At 51.4% G+C, this 21470-nt stretch carries 23 protein-coding genes; 9 read left to right on the top strand and 14 right to left on the bottom strand.

The annotated features are described in order from the left end of the window. Positions 1–29 precede the first annotated feature (29 nt). The gene (locus OGY68_RS17790) at positions 30–863 is read left to right on the top strand and encodes a DMT family transporter (RefSeq protein WP_275383130.1); all 834 of its coding nucleotides are present in this window, start codon (positions 30–32) and stop codon (positions 861–863) included. Positions 864–872: 9 nt separating this feature from the next. Here the strand turns inward: OGY68_RS17790 and OGY68_RS17785 are convergent, their stop codons facing one another. Then, positions 873–1394, bottom strand: coding sequence for a GNAT family N-acetyltransferase (locus tag OGY68_RS17785; protein ID WP_048226507.1), 522 nt, complete (start codon positions 1392–1394; stop codon positions 873–875). A gap of 110 nt (positions 1395–1504) precedes the next feature. Between OGY68_RS17785 and tam the strand changes: the two genes are divergently transcribed. Together tam and OGY68_RS17775 are read left to right on the top strand one after the other, a co-directional pair. Continuing rightward, positions 1505–2263 (top strand): trans-aconitate 2-methyltransferase, encoded by a 759-nt coding sequence (gene tam / locus OGY68_RS17780; protein ID WP_057067518.1) that lies wholly within the window; start codon positions 1505–1507, stop codon positions 2261–2263. A gap of 131 nt (positions 2264–2394) precedes the next feature. Continuing rightward, a complete protein-coding gene (locus OGY68_RS17775) occupies positions 2395–2772 on the top strand; it encodes a GFA family protein (RefSeq protein WP_057067519.1) in 378 nt (125 codons plus the stop codon). On the opposite strand, the gene OGY68_RS17770 is transcribed toward OGY68_RS17775, so the two are convergent. The 7 genes from OGY68_RS17770 to sad all read right to left on the bottom strand — a co-directional run bounded on the left by OGY68_RS17770 (position 2769) and on the right by sad (position 10482). Continuing rightward, on the bottom strand, positions 2769–3683 hold the full coding sequence (locus tag OGY68_RS17770) for a bestrophin family protein (protein WP_057067520.1): 915 nt from the start codon (positions 3681–3683) through the stop codon (positions 2769–2771). The two genes, OGY68_RS17775 and OGY68_RS17770, sit on opposite strands and share 4 nt — an antisense overlap. 215 nt (positions 3684–3898) lie before the next feature. Further along, a complete protein-coding gene (locus OGY68_RS17765) occupies positions 3899–5350 on the bottom strand; it encodes a tagaturonate reductase (RefSeq protein WP_008784755.1) in 1452 nt (483 codons plus the stop codon). A 106-nt stretch (positions 5351–5456) separates the two neighbouring features. Next, positions 5457–5984, bottom strand: coding sequence for a GNAT family N-acetyltransferase (locus OGY68_RS17760; protein ID WP_057067521.1), 528 nt, complete (start codon positions 5982–5984; stop codon positions 5457–5459). 80 nt (positions 5985–6064) lie between these two features. After that, the gene (locus OGY68_RS17755; protein ID WP_048235398.1) at positions 6065–6424 is read right to left on the bottom strand and encodes a DUF4186 domain-containing protein; all 360 of its coding nucleotides are present in this window, start codon (positions 6422–6424) and stop codon (positions 6065–6067) included. Next, positions 6424–7350: a glutaminase B gene (gene glsB / locus OGY68_RS17750; protein WP_003832944.1), complete on the bottom strand. Its 927-nt coding sequence runs from the start codon at positions 7348–7350 to the stop codon at positions 6424–6426. The genes OGY68_RS17755 and glsB overlap by 1 nt, the downstream gene beginning before the upstream one ends. Positions 7351–7412: 62 nt before the next feature. Further along, entirely contained in the window at positions 7413–8990 is a 1578-nt protein-coding gene (locus OGY68_RS17745) for a methyl-accepting chemotaxis protein (RefSeq protein ID WP_008784752.1), read from the bottom strand. A gap of 103 nt (positions 8991–9093) precedes the next feature. After that, on the bottom strand, positions 9094–10482 hold the full coding sequence (sad, locus tag OGY68_RS17740; RefSeq protein ID WP_057067522.1) for a succinate-semialdehyde dehydrogenase: 1389 nt from the start codon (positions 10480–10482) through the stop codon (positions 9094–9096). Positions 10483–10584: 102 nt separating this feature from the next. Between sad and ptrR the strand changes: the two genes are divergently transcribed. Further along, on the top strand, positions 10585–11460 hold the full coding sequence (gene ptrR / locus OGY68_RS17735; RefSeq protein WP_057067523.1) for a putrescine utilization regulator PtrR: 876 nt from the start codon (positions 10585–10587) through the stop codon (positions 11458–11460). Between the two features lie 222 nt (positions 11461–11682). Further along, complete coding sequence (locus OGY68_RS17730; protein WP_032943422.1) at positions 11683–12879, top strand: sugar transporter; 1197 nt, start codon at positions 11683–11685, stop codon at positions 12877–12879. 43 nt (positions 12880–12922) lie between these two features. On the opposite strand, the gene OGY68_RS17725 is transcribed toward OGY68_RS17730, so the two are convergent. Beyond that, on the bottom strand, positions 12923–13588 hold the full coding sequence (locus OGY68_RS17725; protein ID WP_003832936.1) for a MarC family NAAT transporter: 666 nt from the start codon (positions 13586–13588) through the stop codon (positions 12923–12925). 257 nt (positions 13589–13845) lie between these two features. On the opposite strand from OGY68_RS17725, the gene marR reads away from it, so the two are divergent. From marR to marB, 3 genes are read left to right on the top strand one after another with little or no spacing between them, the layout of a single operon-like run. After that, entirely contained in the window at positions 13846–14280 is a 435-nt protein-coding gene (gene marR, locus OGY68_RS17720) for a multiple antibiotic resistance transcriptional regulator MarR (protein WP_003832935.1), read from the top strand. Between the two features lie 18 nt (positions 14281–14298). Further along, a complete protein-coding gene (gene marA / locus OGY68_RS17715) occupies positions 14299–14682 on the top strand; it encodes an MDR efflux pump AcrAB transcriptional activator MarA (protein ID WP_003032424.1) in 384 nt (127 codons plus the stop codon). A gap of 30 nt (positions 14683–14712) precedes the next feature. Next, complete coding sequence (gene marB / locus OGY68_RS17710) at positions 14713–14931, top strand: multiple antibiotic resistance protein MarB (RefSeq protein WP_003832934.1); 219 nt, start codon at positions 14713–14715, stop codon at positions 14929–14931. Between the two features lie 30 nt (positions 14932–14961). On the opposite strand, the gene eamA is transcribed toward marB, so the two are convergent. Further along, positions 14962–15861, bottom strand: coding sequence for an O-acetylserine/cysteine exporter (gene eamA / locus OGY68_RS17705; RefSeq protein ID WP_057067524.1), 900 nt, complete (start codon positions 15859–15861; stop codon positions 14962–14964). A gap of 198 nt (positions 15862–16059) precedes the next feature. Between eamA and ydeE the strand changes: the two genes are divergently transcribed. Then, the gene (gene ydeE, locus OGY68_RS17700) at positions 16060–17247 is read left to right on the top strand and encodes an efflux MFS transporter YdeE (RefSeq protein WP_032943415.1); all 1188 of its coding nucleotides are present in this window, start codon (positions 16060–16062) and stop codon (positions 17245–17247) included. 40 nt (positions 17248–17287) lie between these two features. Here the strand turns inward: ydeE and urtE are convergent, their stop codons facing one another. Genes urtE through urtB form a run of 4 tightly spaced genes read right to left on the bottom strand, consistent with a single transcriptional unit; the run spans position 17288 to position 21440 of the window. Continuing rightward, on the bottom strand, positions 17288–17986 hold the full coding sequence (gene urtE / locus OGY68_RS17695) for an urea ABC transporter ATP-binding subunit UrtE (RefSeq protein ID WP_048214207.1): 699 nt from the start codon (positions 17984–17986) through the stop codon (positions 17288–17290). 9 nt (positions 17987–17995) lie between these two features. Next, positions 17996–18793, bottom strand: coding sequence for an urea ABC transporter ATP-binding protein UrtD (gene urtD / locus OGY68_RS17690; RefSeq protein ID WP_032943409.1), 798 nt, complete (start codon positions 18791–18793; stop codon positions 17996–17998). Beyond that, positions 18793–19866 (bottom strand): urea ABC transporter permease subunit UrtC, encoded by a 1074-nt coding sequence (urtC, locus tag OGY68_RS17685; RefSeq protein ID WP_008784742.1) that lies wholly within the window; start codon positions 19864–19866, stop codon positions 18793–18795. Before urtC ends, urtD begins: the two co-directional genes overlap by 1 nt. Next, a complete protein-coding gene (gene urtB, locus OGY68_RS17680) occupies positions 19866–21440 on the bottom strand; it encodes an urea ABC transporter permease subunit UrtB (protein WP_057067527.1) in 1575 nt (524 codons plus the stop codon). The genes urtC and urtB overlap by 1 nt, the downstream gene beginning before the upstream one ends. Positions 21441–21470: the final 30 nt, after the last annotated feature.

Raw genomic sequence — 21470 nt, 5'->3', positions numbered from 1 at the left:
AATAATCGTATCGACTAAAGGACGTTATCTTGCTCATCAGAATCATCATCGCAATGGTCGCATTTGCCGGCAACTCCGTACTTTGCCGACTCGCGTTGAAGGGGATGCATGCTGATGCTATTTCATTCAGCAGTCTCCGGTTGATAAGTGGCGCAATTGCCCTTTTTTTATTTATTACGATAACATCTGACAGCAGAAAATTTGAGTTCAAGTGGTTAAATGCCCTGCTACTTTGCATCTATGTTTTTTCATTCTCCATTGCCTATGTTTCTCTCAGCACCGGCGCTGGTGCCCTGCTGCTCTTTGGTACCGTTCAGCTCGTCATGACAGTATGGGGGATAGCTCAGGGAGAAAAGCTCGTAATTTTAAAAATAACAGGAATACTCGGAGCATTGGCTGGAATAGCCATATTGCTGCTTCCTGGTGCAGAACGCCCTTCCTTGTATGCTGCATTAATGATGGTTATTGCTGGGTTAGCCTGGGCTTTCTACAGTATCACAGGGAAAAAAATCACGGATGCTGCTTCTACCGGGGGAAATTTCATCCTGTCAATCCCGGTCGCATTGATTATCCCTCTGTTCTTCCGCTCTCATCTTCATATTGATATATATGGATTAGTTCTGGGCGTGCTTTCTGGTGCAATTACATCGGGAGGTGCATATCTGCTCTGGTATTCATTGCTCCCCTTACTCAGGTCCACAACGGCCAGTACTATTCAACTCAGCGTACCTTGTCTGGCCACTCTCGGTGGGATCCTATTTTTGGGCGAAACGCTCACCGTCAGAATCCTTCTCGCAAGCGTCATTATTTTGGCTGGAATTGGCTTAGTTATTTTCTCTGATATGAGAAAAGGAGCAAAATAGACTGATTAATTATCGGCAAAGACGATACAGAACATGTTGTGCCAATCGATGATCTGGCGGCAACGCGGGATGCGTGAACTCTTCTGTTTTATTCATACCAAGTCGGATCATCAGATTCTCTGACGGTTTATTCAGCACAGAAGTAAATGAAACGACTTCATTTAGTGCCAGTACGTCAAAAGCAAATGCAAGACTCGCTTGCGCGGCTTCTAACGCCAGACCCTGGTGCCAGTATGCTTTAGCAAGGCGCCAGCCAATTTCGGTACAGGGTGAAAAATGAAATTTATCAGGTTGTGGATGCAACCCCACACAGCCCACAAACTGGTGTGTTTCTTTTAGCTCTACGGCCCAAAATCCCCAGCCGCGTTCTGCAATACCTTCACTAAATCTATCGGCCAGGTTATCGCTTTCAGCTTTCTGTAGCGGCGCGGGGAAAAAACGCATCACGTCAGAATCGGCATTGAGTGCAGCAAAAGGGGCTCGGTCTTTAGCCTCCCACTGTCGTAATATCAACCTTGATGTTTCCAGCATATTCCTGCCCTTATCATTCATTTTCATATAATCTTCTAAAATAAGTGGCTCATCGGCAAGGTCTTATACCGTCCTTTTCCGACTTTTCCTCTCATACTGGAGATTTATACATGGCCGACTGGAACCCTTCGCTTTATCTGCAATATGCAACTGAACGTTCAAGACCCGCAGCAGAATTACTCAGCCGTGTGGCGTTAGAAAATGTCCGCTCAGTTGTTGATCTTGGTTGTGGTCCGGGAAACAGTACGGCATTGCTGCATCAGCGCTGGCCCACGGCAAAGACAACAGGTGTCGATTCTTCACCTGCTATGCTGAATGAAGCACGCAACGCATTACCTGACTGCCATTTTATCGAAGCGGATATTAGCCAGTTTAAGCCCGAGCATCCCGTGGATCTGCTTTATGCAAATGCGTCGTTACAGTGGGTGCCCGATCACTATGAATTATTCCCACATTTGGTCTCACAGCTGAGTCACAACGGCGTTCTGGCCGTGCAAATGCCGGATAACTGGCTGGAGCCCACGCATGTACTGATGCGCGAAGTGGCTTATGAACAAGATTACCCCGACCGGGGGCGTGCTCCGCTTCCTGGTGTTCACGCCTACTATGATATTTTGACCGAAGCGGGTTGTGATGTAGATATCTGGCGTACAACGTATTATCACATTATGGATTCGCATCAGGCGATTATCGACTGGGTAAGCTCAACGGGACTACGCCCCTGGTTGCAGGATTTGAGCGAAAGCGAGCAGCGTCATTACCTGGCTCGCTACCATGAACTACTTCAGGATCAATATCCGTTGCAGGAAAACGGCAATATTTTGCTGGCATTTCCGCGGTTGTTTATTGTTGCCAGACGCAATAGTTAAGCGTTTATCATCAGACAGATCACAGGACTGGGCTACCGAGTATGCGCGCCCTCGCCTTTTTATCATAAGGATCTAGTGACTATGTCTGGCATCTGCTAGTGTCTTGCCACATGTTTCTGACGGGAGTTGTTATGTCTAAAGTCTACATTGGTGGGTGTCTGTGTGGCTCGATCCGCTTCACTGCCAGCAGTCCTAATAATTCCCATACCTGCTCATGCGATATATGCCGGAAACATACGGGGGCCCCGACCGTCGTCTGGATTGAGTTTGATGCAGAAAATGTAGAATGGACAGGAAAAGCCGGAAAACCGACAACCTGGCGCTCATCTGAAACCACCAGTCGGGCTTTTTGCCCTCAGTGCGGTAGTTCCGTGGGCGCCATCGATGACGCTCCGGTCATTGCGCTTTTAGCCGGCGCTTTTGACGATCCTAATGATGAAGCTCTGGCGCCGGAGTTTCATTCGTTTTCTGATATGCGGCCAGCATGGTGGGAAACTGAACGAAACTAAGTTAGTTGGTAATGTTTATCCGGCATATGTTTTGCTGGCACATTGGTTTCATCGTTCATTTGCAGTAAATCGATTTCGATTGCATTGCAAATCGCATCCAGCGGCAGGTCATTGTTCTCAGTACCAAACGGATCTTCAAGCTCTTCCGCAAGCGCATCGAGCGAGATAAAAGTATAGGAAATAAGCACTGAAATAAACGGCGTCATGTAGTGAAGATCCACCACCAACGCGAATGGCAGCATGATACAAAACAGATAAACAGTGCGATGAAGGATCAAAGTATAAGCAAACGGAACGGGTGTATTCGCGATTCGCTCACAACCTGCCAGTACTGCCGACATATCATTTAATCTGTTGTTTAAACTATGAAATAATATATCGGACAGCTGTCCATCACGTCTGCGTACGGCCAACCACTCCCCCATCAGCAACAAAATGCGGTTTGCTGGCGATTGTGCGGCAAATACCGTCTGCAGATCTTTCTCGCTGAGATATTTCGTCAACGGCTCTGCCTGTGGGTTTCGACGTAATGTCATGCGTAAACAGTGGGCAAATGCGATTTGCAGACGAACAAACTGCCCCAGTTCGGCGTCATCCGGTAAGGTGGTTTTCACCTCGCGAAGTAGTGACCGGGAAGCAATCATCAACTGCCCCCACAGGTGTCGGGCTTCGACATAACGTGAATAGCAGGCGTTATTGCGAAAACCTAAAAAGATAGCAATCGCCACGCCCAGAATACTGAACGGTGCCAGGGTAAATTTGATACCCAACATCGTATACCAGGGCAACATGATGATAACGGCGATGGAGAGCAGGAAGTTCAGCAGCAGTCGTGAAAATATTTTAGATAATACGGAACCATGCCAGACGAATATCAGGCGCAGCCAGTGTTGTTGGGGACGAACGATCATGGTTATCTTCGGGAAAATGTGAAATCCGTCACATTAGACGCGATAGCGATCAATGTTGCAAGTTAATCGCAACATTATCCCAACAACTTTGTCCCTGCTTAAAATGAAGCCGCACCTAAGTCACAGACCGGGTTTATGATATAAACCACACAGTATGTTGTAACTAATGTATATCCAGAAAAAACCCGGCCTGAGCCGGGTTGTCGGTAGTCGTCTTAGCACAGTGGCTTAACGGCTTCACGCATACCTTTTGCCAGAATGGTATCCAGATCGGCAGAGACCTGTTCCACCAGTCCAGAAACCTGCGTCAGATCTTGTTCCCAGTGTTCTTTGACACCCAGTACAGATTTGACCAACGCTTCGGTACTTATCTGGCGATCGCGATGCTGGGACCACAGCTGTTGAAAACGTTCTATCCAGTGCGCATCATCCTGAACCGGATAAGACTCACCGTTGCGCTCTCCACGATAAAAAGCAATTAACGCGGCAAGCGCAAACGTCAAACGCGCCGGCAGCTTACCGCTGGCCTGTTGCCCTGCCAGCAGTTGCGGCAATATACGGGTGCGGAACTTGGTCATGCCATTCAGGGCAATCGACAGCAGCTGATGTTTTATATACGGGTTGCAGAATCGACCGGTTACCGCGCTGGCGAAAGAAGCTAACTCATCACGTGGTAAATCCAGTACCGGAATGATCTCTTCATAGATCGCTTTCTCCACGAAAGCACAAATCTCAGCGTCATTCATCGCCTCGCCCACGGTGTCCAACCCTGCCTGCCAGGCAACAGGGACCAGCGCGGTGTGAGCACCGTTGAGAATCGCCACTTTGCGCTCTTTGTACGGTTTGATGTCATCCACGATCAGGACATTCAGCGGATACTTATCCAGACGTAGTTCTGCGGCTAATGACTTCGGCCCCTGAATGACAAACAGATAGAAATGTTCTGCGGTATCGAGGAAAGCATCATGATAGCCCAGTTCAGCTTCGAGCTTAGCTACTTCATCACGCGGATAGCCGGTAACAATACGGTCCACCAGCGTTGAGCAAAATGCATTGGCCTGATCCAGCCACTGAATAAACGCTTCCGGCAGCGCCCATTCCTGAGCGTAGCGCAGAACCAGTTCACGCAGTGCATCACCGTTATAATCAATCAGTTCGCAAGGGATGATAATCCAGCCTTTATCCAATGCGCCGTTAAAATAGCTGAAGCGTTCGAACAGCAGACGCGTCAGTTTAGCCGGATAACTAACCGCTGGCGCGTCGTCAAACTTATCGCCTGCGTGGTAACTGATACCTGCTTCCGTGGTGTTAGAGAACACAAAACGCATATCAGGATTATGCGCCAGCTTCAGGAACTCATCGTATTCGCTATAGACGCTGATTTCACGGTTAACTGAACGAATTAGACGGGCATCACTGACGGCCTCGCCCTTCTCATTCAAACCACGAATGATAGTGGTATAGAGGCCATCCTGCGTACTCAGCGATGGCGGGAAGGAACTTTCGATAGGACGAACAATGACCACACCAGCGTTCAGATCGGTATGCTCGTTGAGCAGATCTACCTGCCAGTCTACAAAGGCGCGCAGGAAGTTTCCTTCACCAAACTGAATAATGCGTTCAGGATACTGAGCACCGGGGAAATCGCGACGATTTAGTGTTTGCACAATGGGTTCCCTTTATGATTAGTCATACAACCTGATTGAATTGGTCCAATAGGTTAGCAAACTTTAATACATTGAAACCCTGTTTTGATCAATCCCCGGCGACAAATTAGAGCGTTTTATAGAAAAGTGTGGTTCCGGTCAGCGTCCCGTTGGGCATTTGGGCATAGTCAGGTATCACCCCTACCTTTTTCCACCCACAATTGTGGTAGAACAACTCCGCACCACTGCCCGTCGCCGTATCAAGCACCAGCAGCGTTTTACCTTGTTGACGCGCGCAACTTTCCAGTTCGTTCATCAATTCACGGGCCAGGCCACCGCGTCGCGCTGAGGGGTGAACCAGCAGTTTGGCGACATCAGCACGATGAGGTTGATTTTCGGGTTGATCGATAATGAGTTGGACGGTACCGACAAGCACCCCCTGCGCATTCTGCGTAGCAAGAACGATCCGTTCTCCGCGAGAAACACTTTGCGCGACCTTCATCCAGAAAGGCTCTGATTTTTCGCGATTAAAGGGCAGCATAAAACTGACGGAGGCACCGTCATTGACGCACTGTTCAAGAACATCGCTGAGCTCGTCGATTCTCGACAGAATCTGTGCCGCGCTCAGCACAAAGCAGGGTTTGCCGGAAGCCATGGTTTCTCCTTAGATTGACCCCTTCATACTGCTTTTAACAATTACACAACTCAAGGGGGCATATCATAGGATAATGTTATCTATGGCTTGTTCATTTGGAGCACTAACCAGTAGTAAATAACCGTGACAACGTAACGTTGCTGTTCATCGTTTAGCGCTACACCCTGAGGTATATCATGCCATTTCGCCAGACACCCTCGACAGCACGTCGCCGTAGCATGTTGAGCAATAAATACCGGGTGACCACGCATAGGGGTCTGTTTACCATCATTGGCGGGAAACGCAGGTGCCAGTCGTTTAGCTATAAAATCCGCAGCATGTTGTTCGATAACTGGCGCCCCTTTATCCAGACAATACTGCCTTTCTTTCTGACCAAGACGAAACCGCGAGCGAAACGTTGATTTCGCCAGCCGGGCAAAAAGAGGATCGAGCGTTTTCATCAGTAAACCGAGCGCCCCAGCTGTTGTGTTAATTGCTCCAGCACGGCGATACCGGCCAGTGAATTTCCCGCCGGATCCAGTTCCGGACTCCAGACAGCAATCGCCATCTCGTGTGGCACGATCGCCACGATGCCGCCACCCACACCAGATTTCGCCGGAAGCCCGACCCGCCAGGCAAATTCCCCTGCGTTCTGATACATGCCACTGGTCGCCATCAGCGCATTGATCTGCCGGGCCTGCATCGGAGTGACCACAGGCTCCGCAAGATGAAAGGCATGCCCTTGATTTGCCAAAAAGACAAAAGTCCGCGCCAGTTCCACACAGCTCATTTTCAGCGCGCAGTAGTGAAAATAGTTCTGCAAAACGGTGGGCACGTCATGGTGAAAATTGCCGAAGGATTTCATCAACCATGCAATAGCGGCGTTACGCGCCGAGTGCTCAAACTCCGATCGCGCGACCGTCGCATCATAGGCGATATCCGACACGCCGCTTAATGCCCGCACCACTTCCAGCATCCGTTGACGCGGTGCGCTTAGACGCCCTTGCAGCATATCGCAAACCACCAGCGCCCCGGCATTAATAAAGGGGTTGCGAGGGATACCCTGCTCCATTTCCAGCTGTACCAGGGAGTTAAAAGGATGACCGGAAGGATCTTTGCCGACGCGCTGCCAGATCTCCTCTTCCTGATAGTGACGCATCGCCACGACCAGACTGAGCACCTTTGAAATCGACTGTATAGAAAAACGTTCTTGCGCATCTCCCGCCTGATAGTGCTGTCCATCAACGGTACAGATAGCAATACCCAGTTTTGAACCGTCGACGGAGGCTAATGCCGGAATGTAATCAGCGACTTTACCCTGACCAATCAGCGGACGAACCTGCTGCACAATGGTCTCTAAAATTGAATTGTCCATGGCCCTGGCCACAACATGCTCCTTGCTCGCAGGTATGAAAGGCCTGCGAGTATAACAGAGCTGAATACGCAGCGTCAGGCCGGAAGACGGAATCTGGCCACGGCCTGCATAAGCTGGTTAGATTCATGGTGAAGCTGTAAGGAAGAATCAGATGCAGCATTCACCAGATCACTGGTTTGTCGGGCTTCGCCGTTCAGGACATGGAGCTGACGGGTTAACTGGTGAATACTGTTCCCCTGATTTAACGTTGCAGTCGAAATATCGTTCAGTAACGCGCCGAGGTTTTCCACCAGTGCGATAACCTGCTGCAAATTCTTATCCAGTCCGTTAACCGCGTGAAAGCCCTCTTCAATGCCCTGTAACGAGTGTTTAATCAGTGTCTGAATGTTTTGCGTAGACTGACCGCTTTTTCGCGCCAGCAGCCCAACTTCTTTCGCAACCACGGCAAACCCGCGCCCTTGCTCCCCGGCATGTGCTGCCTCAATTGCGGCGTTGAGAGCCAGGATATTTGTCTGAAATGCAATGTTGTCGATAAGCGTTGTAATCCCTCGCATTTCAGACGAGCGAGTCACAATCGCCTGCATTGACGCATTTACCGTCGCCATCATTCGGTCTCCACCTGCCGCAATATCACGCGCCTGCACTGCGCGTTGATTCGCCAGTTCAGCAAAGCCACTGTTATCCTCAACATGCGTTTCCAGAACCGAAATATGCGATGTCACAGTGCTCAACTCTTCACTTTGTTTTGCCGACTGCTGGTATAGTTGTTTATTGTTCTGCGCAAGTTCGTTGATATTTCCTACCATTGCGGTGGTGGCATCATTCACCTGCCGCACCAGCGCGCAGAGCCCCTGCTGCATTGCAGCAATACGCGAACTTAATTGCGTCACTTCCCGATTAAACTGACTCACCTGCGGGGCTGGCCGAGAAAGATCACCCGCCGCTAAAATATCGATATGATCGATCAGCCGTCGCAGCGGCATAATCACCCAACGGAACATACTACGCCAGACCAGAAAGGCGATAACCACCAGCACCAGAGGAATAAACAAAAATAGATTCTGTAAACGCTCAAGACTGGTCAACAGCTGCTGACGCCCAGCTTCCGCATGTCGCCCACTGTCCTGCTGAAAGCGCGCGTAATTACCGTTAAAGTCTGTCTGAAAGGCCTGCACGGGTACGGCAAAAAACGCATCAATGGAACCTGACTGCATCAGCCCATCCGCCTGCTCCTGAATACCGCTATAAAAACGCTGATAGCTCTCCGTTAGATCCGGGTCCGACTGCGGCTTCATATCCCGCCAGGCATCCCATGCACTTTTTGACTGCGCCAGCGCCCGATACGCCTCTTCCATTAACGGACGCCAACTCCCGTCCGAACCGGTGGCGGCATCCTGCATAAAATAAATTCCCGCACGGTTGAGTAAATCGCTGGCAGATAATAACGCCACCCGCGCTTCATCGACCTTTGCCTGCTGCAAAAGCGCGAGTTGATTACGCCCTTCATTATGCTGTGCGTCGCTGACTGAGGCCGAGAGCATCAAGGAGGACACGACCTGCAAAACAGAGAACAGCGCAATAATGCAAAAAATGCCGGTTAACAGACCGAACTGACGGGGTATTAGACGATGGAAAATTTGCGTTATGTTCATATTACTCTTCTGTATCAAAGCGTTAGCCGCGAGTGTACGGAGAGTAAATGACAGAAAAATTGCAGAAATAAGACAGGTGCCCCCAGCGGAGGCACCCACACCATCAAAGGCGGTTTTTCCAGACGGTCTGCACGTTACAAAACTCATGCAGGCCAAAGTGAGAAAGTTCGCGGCCAAAGCCACTTTTCTTCACACCACCAAACGCAACGCGGGCATCGCTGGCACTGTAACCATTGATAAATACGCCACCACACTCCAGGCGTGACGCCATCTTCTGCGCCAGCGCTTCATCCGCAGTGAACACCGTGGCGGATAAGCCGAAATCACTGTCATTCGCCAGCGCTAAGGCATGTTCAGCATTCTTCGCCACGGTAATTGCCGCAACCGGACCAAACAGCTCCTGGCGGAACGCCGTCATCTCTGGAGTGACATCGCCCAGTACCGTCACGGCATAGTAATTGCCCTGACCAGCAATTTTTTCCCCGCCGAGAAGTAACCGTGCCCCTTCGGCAAGGGTGGCTTCTACCTGCTGGTGCAGCTCATCACGCAGATCAAATCGCGCCATCGGCCCCAGATCGTTTTCTTCGTTCAGCGGATCACCCATTTTGAGCGCGCTCGCAGCGGTCACAAAGCGTGAAGTAAACTCTGCCGCAATCCCTTCTTCGATAATAAAGCGCTTGGCTGCCGCACAAACCTGCCCGGTGTTCTGATAACGCCCAGCGACTGCCGCCTTAACGGCCAGATCGAGGTCAGCATCATTGAGGACAATAAACGGATCGGAGCCGCCCAGTTCAAGCACACATTTTTTCAGCGCGGCACCCGCCTGGGCGCCAATCGCCGCCCCAGCACGTACACTGCCTGTCACCGTTACCGCCGTAATACGCGGGTCATTGATCATCTGACTGACCCCAGCGTTATCGGCATTAACCCAACCGTAAACCCCCGCGGGTACACCAGCATCAGCGAAAACCTGCGCAATAATTGCAGCACAGCCGGTTACGTTAGGCGCATGCTTTAACAAGTAGCCATTTCCAGCCAACAGTATCGGGACGGCACCTCGCATTACCTGCCAGAGCGGGAAGTTCCACGGCATGATCGCCAGAATGGTTCCTACCGGACGATATTCAATCACCGCCTGATTATTCTCCACCAGCGTAGGTTCCGGATTGAGCATCGCCGGTCCATGCTCGGCGTACCAGTCACACAATGCAGCTGACTTGGCGACTTCAGCACGCGCCTGCTTAATGGGTTTACCCATTTCACGTGAGATACACTGCGCCATCTCTTCCGCACGATGGCGCAGAGATTGCCCGATCTGGCGCAGCGTTTGCGCACGGTGCTCAACGGAAGTATGTTTCCATTCGCTATAGCCATTCGCGGCAAGGTTCAGCGCATGATCAATCTCTTCCGCGCTGGCCCACGGCGTCGCCGTCAGCCTTTCACCGCTGGCAGGGTCAATGGAAATCGCATGTGTTGCTGCTGTGATAGTCATAAGTGCCTCTCTTTATCGCAGGGTATGGTTATATCATGAGCATATTTACTCTTTCTGAAAAATGAATAATATTAACCATACCATTCACGAATAGAGAAGATTATGGATCTGACGCAGCTGGAAATGTTCAATGCCGTCGCGGAGACTGGCAGTATTACGCAGGCCGCCGCGAAGGTGCATCGCGTGCCATCCAATCTCACCACCCGTATACGTCAGCTTGAAGCCGACCTGGGCGTTGATCTGTTTATTCGTGAAAACCAGCGCCTGCGGCTTTCCCCATCCGGGCACAACTTTTTGCGCTACAGCCAGCGGATCCTGGCACTGGTTGAGGAAGCCATGATGGTCGTCGCCGGGGATGAGCCACAAGGACTCTTCTCTCTCGGCTCGCTTGAAAGTACAGCAGCAGTTCGCATCCCCGCTACGCTGGCTGAATATAATCAGCGTTACCCCAAAATTCAGTTCGCGCTGGCGACAGGTCCTTCAGGCACAATGCTGGACGGCGTACTCGACGGAACATTGAACGCGGCCTTTGTCGATGGTCCAATTACCCATCCGGGACTTGAAGGAATGCCGGTCTACCGTGAAGAGATGATGATCGTGACGCCGCACGGCCATCCCCCCATTCAGCGGGCCAGCGACGTCAACGGTTGCAGTATTTACGCCTTTCGCGCCAACTGTTCCTATCGCCGCCATTTTGAAAGCTGGTTTCATGCCGATCGCGCCATGCCCGGCACCATTCATGAAATGGAGTCATATCACGGTATGCTGGCCTGCGTCATTGCCGGCGCGGGTATCGCACTGATCCCGCGATCGATGCTGGAGAGCATGCCAGGGCATCATCAGGTCAACGCCTGGCCGCTAAGCGAGAACTGGCGCTGGCTGAATACATGGCTGGTCTGGCGCAGAGGTGCAATGACACGTCAACTGGAAGCGTTTATTGAGGTGTTGAACCCTCAGTTATCACACGACCCGGAGTAACTGGCGATCCTCAAAGAACATGAATACCTGTAAATCCGGGTGAAGTCATACGCCCGGAATTTCATTATTATTGAAATACTTAAAAATACGAGGAATGTTCGGCAGCAAATTGTAGCGCCCTACCAATGAAATGAGATCCATATCACAAAATGATTGTATTTTCGCCAGCAAACGTTTTAAGATCGTGGCCTTACCTTTTCGCAGCTAATCCTCTTATTTGATATGACAACAGACACTGTTTCCCGCAAGGTCGCGTGGCTACGGGTAGTTACGCTTGCCATTGCCGGTTTTATTTTCAATACCACCGAGTTTGTCCCTGTCGGCTTGCTGTCCGACATCGCACAAAGCTTCAATATGCAGACCGCTCAGGTCGGGATCATGCTGACGATCTACGCCTGGGTTGTAGCCCTGATGTCGCTCCCTTTTATGTTACTTACCAGTCAGGTGGAGCGCCGAAAACTGCTGATCTGTCTGTTTGTTGTGTTTATCGCCAGCCATGTGCTCTCTTTCCTGGCATGGAATTTTACCGTGCTGGTAATTAGCCGTATTGGTATTGCTTTTGCGCACGCTATTTTCTGGTCGATTACCGCATCGCTGGCGATCCGCCTGGCTCCTGCCGGTAAACGTGCACAGGCTCTCAGCCTGATTGCCACTGGCACCGCGCTGGCGATGGTGCTTGGGCTGCCAATCGGGCGTATCGTCGGTCAGTATTTTGGCTGGCGCACAACCTTCTTCGCCATCGGTATGGGGGCGTTAGTTACCTTGCTTTGCCTGATAAAGCTCCTGCCCAAACTACCCAGTGAGCACTCCGGCTCTTTAAAAAGCCTGCCGGTGTTATTCCATCGTCCGGCATTGATGAGTCTGTATCTACTGACGGTGATTGTGGTCACCGCACATTACACGGCCTACAGCTATATCGAGCCGTTTGTGCAGACCGTCGCGGGTCTGAGCGCAAACTTTGCTACCGTGCTGTTGCTGGTTCTGGGTGGCGCGGGAATTGTCGGTAGCGTCATTTTCGGTAAGCTGGGGAATCTGCATGCGTCAGTGCTGATTAGCAGTGCCATTGCCCTGTTGACGGTATGCCTGGTGCTGTTACTTCCCGCTGCTGACAGCGAAATGCACCTTGCTGTCCTGAGTATTTTCTGGGGCGTCGCCATCATGCTGATAGGTCTGGGTATGCAGGTGAAAGTGCTGGCGCTTGCTCCGGATGCGACTGACGTCGCAATGGCACTGTTCTCAGGTATCTTTAATATCGGTATTGGCGCTGGTGCGCTGGTAGGCAATCAGGTGAGTTTGCACTGGTCGATGTCTACGATTGGTTACGTCGGCGCAGTGCCTGCCGTTGCCGCGTTGATATGGTCGGTGATTATCTTTCGTAAATGGCCGGTATCGTTGGAAGAACAGCCTCAGCATTCGTGAAAAATGTGCCCGGTAGACATTAACGATTACCGGGCACAGCGTTCTAAGCGTAGGTTTTAATAATTTCCAGCACGCCGTTAATAATAAACTGCACGCCCATACACACCAGTAAGAAGCCCATCAAACGAGAAATCGCTTCGATACCACCTTTGCCGACGAGGCGCATGATCCCCCCGGAACTGCGCAAACAGCCCCACAGGATAATCCCAACAACCGCAAAAATAATCGGCGGTGCAACCATGATCACCCAGTCCGGAAATTCGGAACCATGACGCACGGTTGACGCGGAACTGATGATCATCGCAATCGTTCCCGGACCGGCAGTGCTTGGCATAGCCAGCGGTACAAAGGCGATATTGGCAGTCGGCTCGTCTTCCAGCTCTTCTGACTTGCTTCTTGCTTCCGGAGAATCATGCGCCTTCTGCTGCGGAAACAGCATCCGGAAGCCGATAAACGCAACGATTAACCCACCCGCAATACGTAGTCCGGGAATCGAAATCCCGAAGGTATTCATCACAAGTTGCCCGGCATAGTACGCCACCATCATGATGGCAAACACGTAAACGGACGCCATGAGTGACTGACGGTTACGCTCTGCGCTGTTCATATTGCCGGCAAGGCCAAGGAACAACGCTACGGTGGTTAACGGGTTTGCCAACGGTAACAGGACTACCAGCCCAAGTCCTATCGCTTTAAACAAGTCCATCATAATGTCATCTTTCCTGTGCGTTAATCGTCAACGGCAAGTATACGGTGAAATCCGCGAGATAAGCCATTTTCGCGATGTAAGGATTCATTTTTCATCCACGCGTATAAACCATAATTATCAGATCGTTAAAATTTCACTCATCGGATGTTGAGTCCGATGATTTAACAAAACGTGGCATTTGCTGACTCATTCATTTGACTTATATTTGCCTAAGCAATAATATCAGCCGTGACTAACTACTTGCCAGGGCAACCATTGTGAAAAACACCAGTGATCTGTTTAACGAAATCATCCCACTGGGTCGTTTGATCTATATGGTTAATCAGAAAAAAGATCGTTTGTTAAACGACTATCTGTCACCGCTGGATATCACGGCATCGCAGTTCAAGGTGCTCTGCTCCATCCGTTGCGCGGTGTGCATCACCCCTGTCGAATTGAAAAAAGTGCTGTCTGTCGACCTTGGCGCCCTGACGCGGATGCTGGACAGACTGGCCTGTAAAGGCTGGATCGAAAGGCTTCCGAATCCACATGACAAGCGTGGCGTGCTGGTGAAACTCACTGAGCATGGCGCAGCAATTTGCGAGCAGTGTCATCAATTAGTAGGGCAAGACCTGCACCAGGAACTAACAAAAAACTTAACGGCGGATGAAGTAGCCACACTTGAGCACTTGCTTAAGAGAATCCTGCCGTAAACAGAAAGAGGTATGACGATGTCCAGACGCAATACTGACACAATCACTATTCATAGCATTTTGGACTGGATCGAAAATAACCTTGAATCGCCGCTCTCGCTGGAAAAAGTGTCTGAGCGTTCAGGTTACTCCAAATGGCACCTGCAACGGATGTTTAAAAAAGAAACCGGTCATTCACTGGGTCAATACATTCGCAGCCGTAAAATGACTGAAATAGCGCAAAAATTAAAAGAGAGTAACGAGCCCATTCTTTATCTGGCAGAGCGTTACGGTTTTGAGTCTCAGCAGACGCTGACCCGGACATTCAAAAACTATTTTGATGTTCCGCCGCATAAGTACCGTATGACGAATATGCACGGCGAATCACGCTATTTGCTTCCACTCAATCAATGTAATTGCTAATCGCCAGTTAACGACGTAACCGAGGAAATCATGAAACTTCTGTCTTATGCAATGCTGGCCCTGCTGTTTGTTGTTTCGGGCCAGAGCATGGCGGAACAGACCGCGCAACCTGCCACCCAGAACAGTCGCGACGCGATGATTATGCCCCCTGCGCACGATCAGTCCCCGTTCGATTTTAATCATATGGGTGCAGGCAGCGACAAGTCCGACGAATTAGGTGTGCCTTATTACAATATGCGCAACCTGTAATTATATTGCCCCGCCACTGCGGGGCTTTTTTTAGCCCCTCACCGACGCAACCTTACTCAACCGAAAGCCAAACACATTGATATACAACCCTGCCATGATCAGTAGCGCACCGAGCAGTTGCAATCCGGTCAGCGTTTCATCCAGCAGCACGACCGCACTCGCCAGTCCAACGACCGGCACCAACAGCGACAACGGCGCGACACGCCAGGTTTCATAGCGTCCGAGTAACGAACCCCAGATACCGTAACCCACAATGGTCGCCACAAACGCCAGATAAACCAGTGAAAGAATGGTGGTCATATCTATCTCCACCAGACTGTGGATCATTTGCGTTGGACCATCGAGAATTAATGAAGCAAGGAAGAACGGAGCAATAGGGATTAACGCGCTCCATACCACCAACGACATAACGGCTGGGCGCGAGGTATGCTGCATGATTTTTTTGTTAAAGATATTACCGCAGGCCCAGCTTAGCGCCGCCGCCAGCGTCAGCATAAAACCGAGCATGCCAACATGCTGACCGTTCAGACTGGCCTCAATCAGCACCAGCACGCCAAATACCGCCAGCGCAATCCCAACCAATTGTTTACCCTGCAGGCGCTCACCGAAAGCAAATGCGCCCAGAACAATGGTAAAAAACGCCTGAGCCTGCAATACCAGAGAAGCTAACCCTGCAGGCATACCGAATTTGATAGCGCTAAAGAGAAATGCGAACTGCCCAAAACTGATGGTCAGGCCATAGCCGAGCAACAGCGAAAGTGGGATTTTCGGCCTGGCAACAAAGAGTATTGCCGGAAACGCAACCAGTAAAAAACGTAATCCCGCCAACATTAGCGGTGGCATATTGTGCAGACCCACTTTAATAACGACAAAGTTCAGCCCCCAAACCACGACAACCAGTAACGCTAACAACCCGTCTTTACGCGACATACCACCGCCCCTGCAAATATTAAATTTTTGTAAACAAGTTAAAGTAACGGAAATCGTTGTGCCGTAACAGATCATTATTTCAGGTAGGCCACGCAAGGCATTTTCGGACAACTTATTGAGTGTACATCACAGTTTTGACATGCTATTTGTTTCTTATATCTAAAAAAAACATAACAACATGCATTGTCGGGCAGGCAAATGAATATCTCCTTGAGAAGGTCCACTCTCGCGTTACTCGCGTCATCTTTGTTATTAACAATTGGCCGTGGCGCCACTCTGCCATTTATGACGATTTACCTCAGTCGGCAGTATCATCTGAGCGTTGACCTGATCGGCTATGCGATGACGGTCGCGCTGACCATTGGCGTGGTGTTCAGCCTTGGCTTTGGTATTCTGGCCGACAAGTTCGATAAAAAACGCTATATGCTGCTGGCAATTTGTGGCTTTGCTTCCGGCTTTATTGCAATCCCGCTGGTGCATAACGTGGTGGTAGTGGTTTTACTCTTTGCCCTGATCAACTGTGCCTACTCCGTCTTCGCCACGGTGCTGAAGGCCTGGTTTGCCGATAATCTGTCAGCCACCAACAAGACTAAAATTTTCTCGCTTAACTATACCGTGCTGAATATTGGCTGGACCGTTGGTCCACCGCTGGGCACTCTACTGGTGATGCAAAGCATTAACCTGCCATTCTGGCTGGCTGCCGCCTGTTCAGCATTGCCACTGGTGTTTATCCAGACCTGGGTAAAACGTTCGACAGCACCATCAGAAGGTTTAAACGCCGCGGTGTGGTCCCCTTCGGTACTCCTGCGCGACCGGGCATTATTTTGGTTTACGTTATCGGCCTTTCTGGCATCGTTTGTTGGCGGTGCTTTTGCGTCCTGTATTTCGCAATACGTTATGGTGGTAGCGGATGGCGATTTTGCCGAGAAAGTGGTAGCAGTCGTCCTGCCCGTTAACGCCGCCATCGTAGTATCACTGCAATACGCACTTGGTCGTAGGCTCACCGCCACGAATATCCGCCCGTTGATGACAGTGGGTACAGTCTTCTTTGTCGTTGGCCTGGTCGGTTTCGCTTTCTCCGGCAACAGTCTGTTGTTATGGGGAATTTCTGCTGCCTTTTTCACTATCGGCGAAGTCATTTACGCGCCGGGTGAATACATGCTTATCGACAACATCGCGCCAGCAGGCATGAAAGCCAGCTATTTTTCCGCCCAGTCGTTGGGCTGGCTTGGCGCAGCGGTTAACCCATTAGTCAGCGGCGTCATTTTAACCACATTGCCGCCATGGTCGCTGTTTGTCGCGCTGATAGTGGCGATCGTTCTTGCCTGGGCGCTCATGATAAAAGGCATGCGCGCCAAGCCCTGGGGGCAGACGGTGGTCTGCTGATGAGTATAGCGACAGAGCCGAAGCCGCTCTGTCGCATACCTCAGATTGCAACCAGTCCCCGAACGCCCTCGGCCTCCATATTTTTACCATCGCCGCTTTGAATAATGCTGCCCCGCGACATGAGCAGGTATTTGTCGGCCAGCTGCTGCGCAAAATCGTAGAATTGCTCCACCAGCAATATAGCCATATCCCCCCGGTGCGCCAGTTGAGAAATCACCTGACCAATCTCTTTAATCACCGACGGCTGGATCCCTTCCGTTGGCTCATCAAGAATCAACAACTGTGGGCGACTTGCCAGCGCTCGTCCAATGGCCAGTTGCTGCTGTTGCCCGCCGGACAAATCTCCGCCACGCCGATGCTTCATCTCCTGTAAAACCGGAAAGAGCGCGTAAATATCATCAGGCACATGTCGGGCCTCCGGTGCTGAAAAACGGGAAAGACCGAGCAGCAGATTCTCTTCGACCGTCAAACGCGGAAAAATATCACGCCCCTGTGGGACATACGCCACACCGGCTCTGACCCGCTGGTGTGGCTTCCAGTGAGTGACATTTTTATCCTGCCAGAGTACGCTTCCGCTACGGGCCGGAATAAGCCCCATCAGACACTTTAGTAGTGTTGTTTTCCCCACGCCGTTACGCCCCAGCAAGCATGTCACCTCACCGATACGCGCTTCAAAGCTCACCCCGCGCAGAATATGGCTGCCACCATAATATTGATTCAGTTCTTTCACCTGCAGCATGTAAACTCCTTAACGCCCGAGATAAACTTCAATAACCTGCTCGTTGGCCTGCACATCGCGAAGACTCCCCTGAGCGAGGACACGTCCCTGATGTAATACTGTGACGCGATCGGCAATGGTTTCAACAAATCCCATATCGTGCTCAACAACCATCAGAGAGTGCTTACCGGCAAGCTGGCGAAACAGCTCCGCCGTGTATTCCGTTTCCGCATCCGTCATCCCCGCCGCGGGTTCATCCAGTAGCAGTAAATGCGGCTCCTGCACCAGCAGCATGCCAATTTCGAGAAACTGTTTTTGCCCATGCGAAAGCAGACCGGCGCGGCGGACCCGCTCATTACCCAGCCGCAACAGCGCCAATACTTCATCAATACGATCCCTTTGTTCGCCTGAGAGTCGTGCCCGTAGAGCCCCCCAGACAGATTTATCATTTTTCAGCGCCAGCTCCAGGTTCTCTTCCACCGTTAATGCTTCAAATACCGTGGGCTTTTGAAATTTCCGTCCAATCCCCTGACGCGCGATGGCAATGGGATCGAGCGTTGTTAAATCGGTCGACTGATCGTATATCGCACGACCACTTTGCGGTCTGGTTTTACCGGTTATGACATCCATTAACGTCGTCTTCCCGGCGCCGTTGGGGCCAATAATACAGCGCAGCTCCCCGACGCCAATATTGAGCGAGAGATCCGTTAACGCCTGGAATCCGTCGAAATTAACGTTAATTTTTTCCAGTTGGAGTACCGGGTCCGTTTGTTCGCGAAACCGATCTCCAGGCATCTGGCGAGTAAAAAGTCCTTCATCCGGCTGCATTATTTGTCTCCTTTGCGAAACAGACCAATCACACCACGGGGTAAAAAAAGCGTAACGCCAATAAAGATCAGGCCAAGAAACAGCTGCCAGTATTCCGGCATAATGACGGTAAACAGGCTTTTAGCACCGTTCACCAGTACAGCGCCAAATACCGGGCCGATCAGGGTTCCACGTCCGCCGAGAGCAACCCAAATCGCCGCTTCAATCGAGTTGGTCGGCGACATTTCGCTGGGGTTGATAATCCCTACCTGCGGGACATAAAGCGCCCCGGCCAGGCCGCACAGTACAGCGGAAAGCGTCCACACCAGTAACTTGAAACCTTTCGGATCGTAACCACAGAACATCAGACGGTTCTCGGCATCGCGCACGGCGGTCAGAATACGACCAAACTTACTGCGGGCCAGCGCAAGTCCCAGCCATATTGCCAGCACCAGCAGCATAACCGTCGCCAGAAACAGCGCGATCCTGGTGGACGTCGCGGTCACCGGAAACCCCAGAATGGTGGTAAAACCAGTAAAACCGTTATTTCCACCAAAGCCGGTTTCATTGCGGAAAAACAGCAGCATTCCGGCGAAAGTCAGGGCCTGGGTCATGATGGAGAAATAGACACCTTTGATTTTTGAACGGAAGGCAAACCAACCAAATACCAGCGCCAGCAGGCCCGGCACCAGAACAACCAGCAGCATCGCCCAGAGAAAATGTTGCGTCCCCCACCAAAACCAGGGCAGCTCGCTCCACGACAGGAACGACATAAAGGCCGGTAATCCTTCGCCGGAAGCCTGGCGCATCAGGTACATTCCCATCGCATAGCCCCCCAGCGCGAAGAAGATACCGTGTCCCAGCGAGAGCATTCCGGCATAACCCCACACCAGATCCAGCGCAACGGCCACAATGGCATAGCAGAGAATTTTCCCGGCCAGCGTCAACGTCCACACTGATATGGCCAGCGGATGCTCCGCAGGTAACAGCGCAAGAAACGGCAGAATAATCAACGCCAGCAGTAAGCCCAGACCCAGCACGCGTGTTGTACGCGGCGCTTTACGCGCCAGCGTTATTGTCATTGGCATCGTCATCAGTCAATAACCCTCCCTTTCAGCGCGAACAGTCCCTGAGGTCGTTTCTGAATAAACAGAATGATCAACACCAGGATCATGATTTTGCCAAGAACCGCCCCCACCTGAGGCTCCAGAATTTTATTGAAGATCCCCAGCCCAAAAGCTGCAGCCACGCTCCCGGCAAGCTGTCCAACGCCGCCCAGTACCACCACCAAAAACGAATCGATAATGTAGCTTTGCCCCAGCTCCGGTCCTACGTTACCTAGTTGCGAGAGCGCCACACCTCCCAGTCCGGCAATTCCTGAACCAAGGCCAAAGGCCAGCATATCGACTCGTCCCGTGGGTACGCCGCAGCAGGCCGCCATATTGCGATTTTGCGTCACGGCACGCACGCGCAGCCCGAGGCGTGTTTTATTCAACAGCAGCCAGGTGAAGAACAGCACCAGCATGGCAAAGCCAAGCACAACTATTCGGTTCCACGGCAATATCAGATTGGCATAAACCTGAATGCCGCCGGAAAGCCATGCCGGATTGGCGACTTCCAGGTTTTGCGCGCCGAAAGTCATACGCACCAACTGGATGAGCATCAGGCTGATACCCCAGGTCGCCAGTAGCGTTTCAAGCGGACGGCCATATAAATGGCGTATCACCCCACGCTCGAGCAGCATTCCTACTGCCGCAGTCAGCAAAAAGGCGACCGGAAGTGCAATAACCGGATACCAGGCTAACCCGTGCGGGAAAAACTGCCCCATCAACTGTTGCACCATCCAGGTACAGTACGCCCCGAGCATTAACATCTCGCCATGCGCCATATTGATGACGCCGAGTAATCCATAGGTTATCGCCAGACCCAATGCCGCAAGCAGCAAAATAGAACCCAGTGACAGTCCCATGAAAGCCTGCCCAAGAAGATCCCCAACCTTCATGCGATGCGAGATGGAATTCAGACTTTCGTCAGCGGCAGCACGCACTCGGGCATCGGGTTCATGTTCAGCCCGGGTGAATGGCTGCAGGCGCGCCTGAGTTTCAGGATCATTTGACGCCCCTAATAGTTCGATAGCCTGAAGCCTGACCTCCGGCGAGGTGCTGCTCAGTTGCAGATTTGCCAGTGCAATAGCGAGTACGGATTTCACATCACCATCTGACTCCTGAGCCAGTCGTTGCTGTAAAAACGGCAGCATGCCCGGCTGCGCCTCACGCTGTAATGTACGAGCTGCCTTTACCCTTACCGTGACACTGTCACTTAAGAGCTGATGGACAGCCAACGCTCCGGCTACCAGATTACGCAGGCGGTTAGTCAGGCGAATTTTTTTTAGCTCGCCGTTTGGGGCTGTCGCTGTTCCTAACGGCTGTACGTGCGAGCCGTTCATGATAAAGGCATTTTTCGTGTTATCGGTCAGCAGGTTCTCATCTCGCAGTGCGCTGAGCAGCGGGATGCGCTGAACGTCAGGATTCACCGCCCATTGTTCAAGCAAGGCGCCCTGCTGAGCACGGTTGGCGGCGGTAAAGGTATCAGCATCTGCGGCCTGGGCTATCCACGGCAAAAACCACATCAGCAACAACACACCACGAATAAAGCGCATAGCTTTCATGAGCGTTCTCCAAAGCATTACCCTCCCGCA

The organism is Citrobacter sp. Cpo065 (genome assembly GCF_030332805.1).
GTDB classification, from domain to species: Bacteria; Pseudomonadota; Gammaproteobacteria; order Enterobacterales; family Enterobacteriaceae; genus Citrobacter; species Citrobacter portucalensis.
This window is presented reverse-complemented; position numbering and strand designations above follow the sequence as displayed.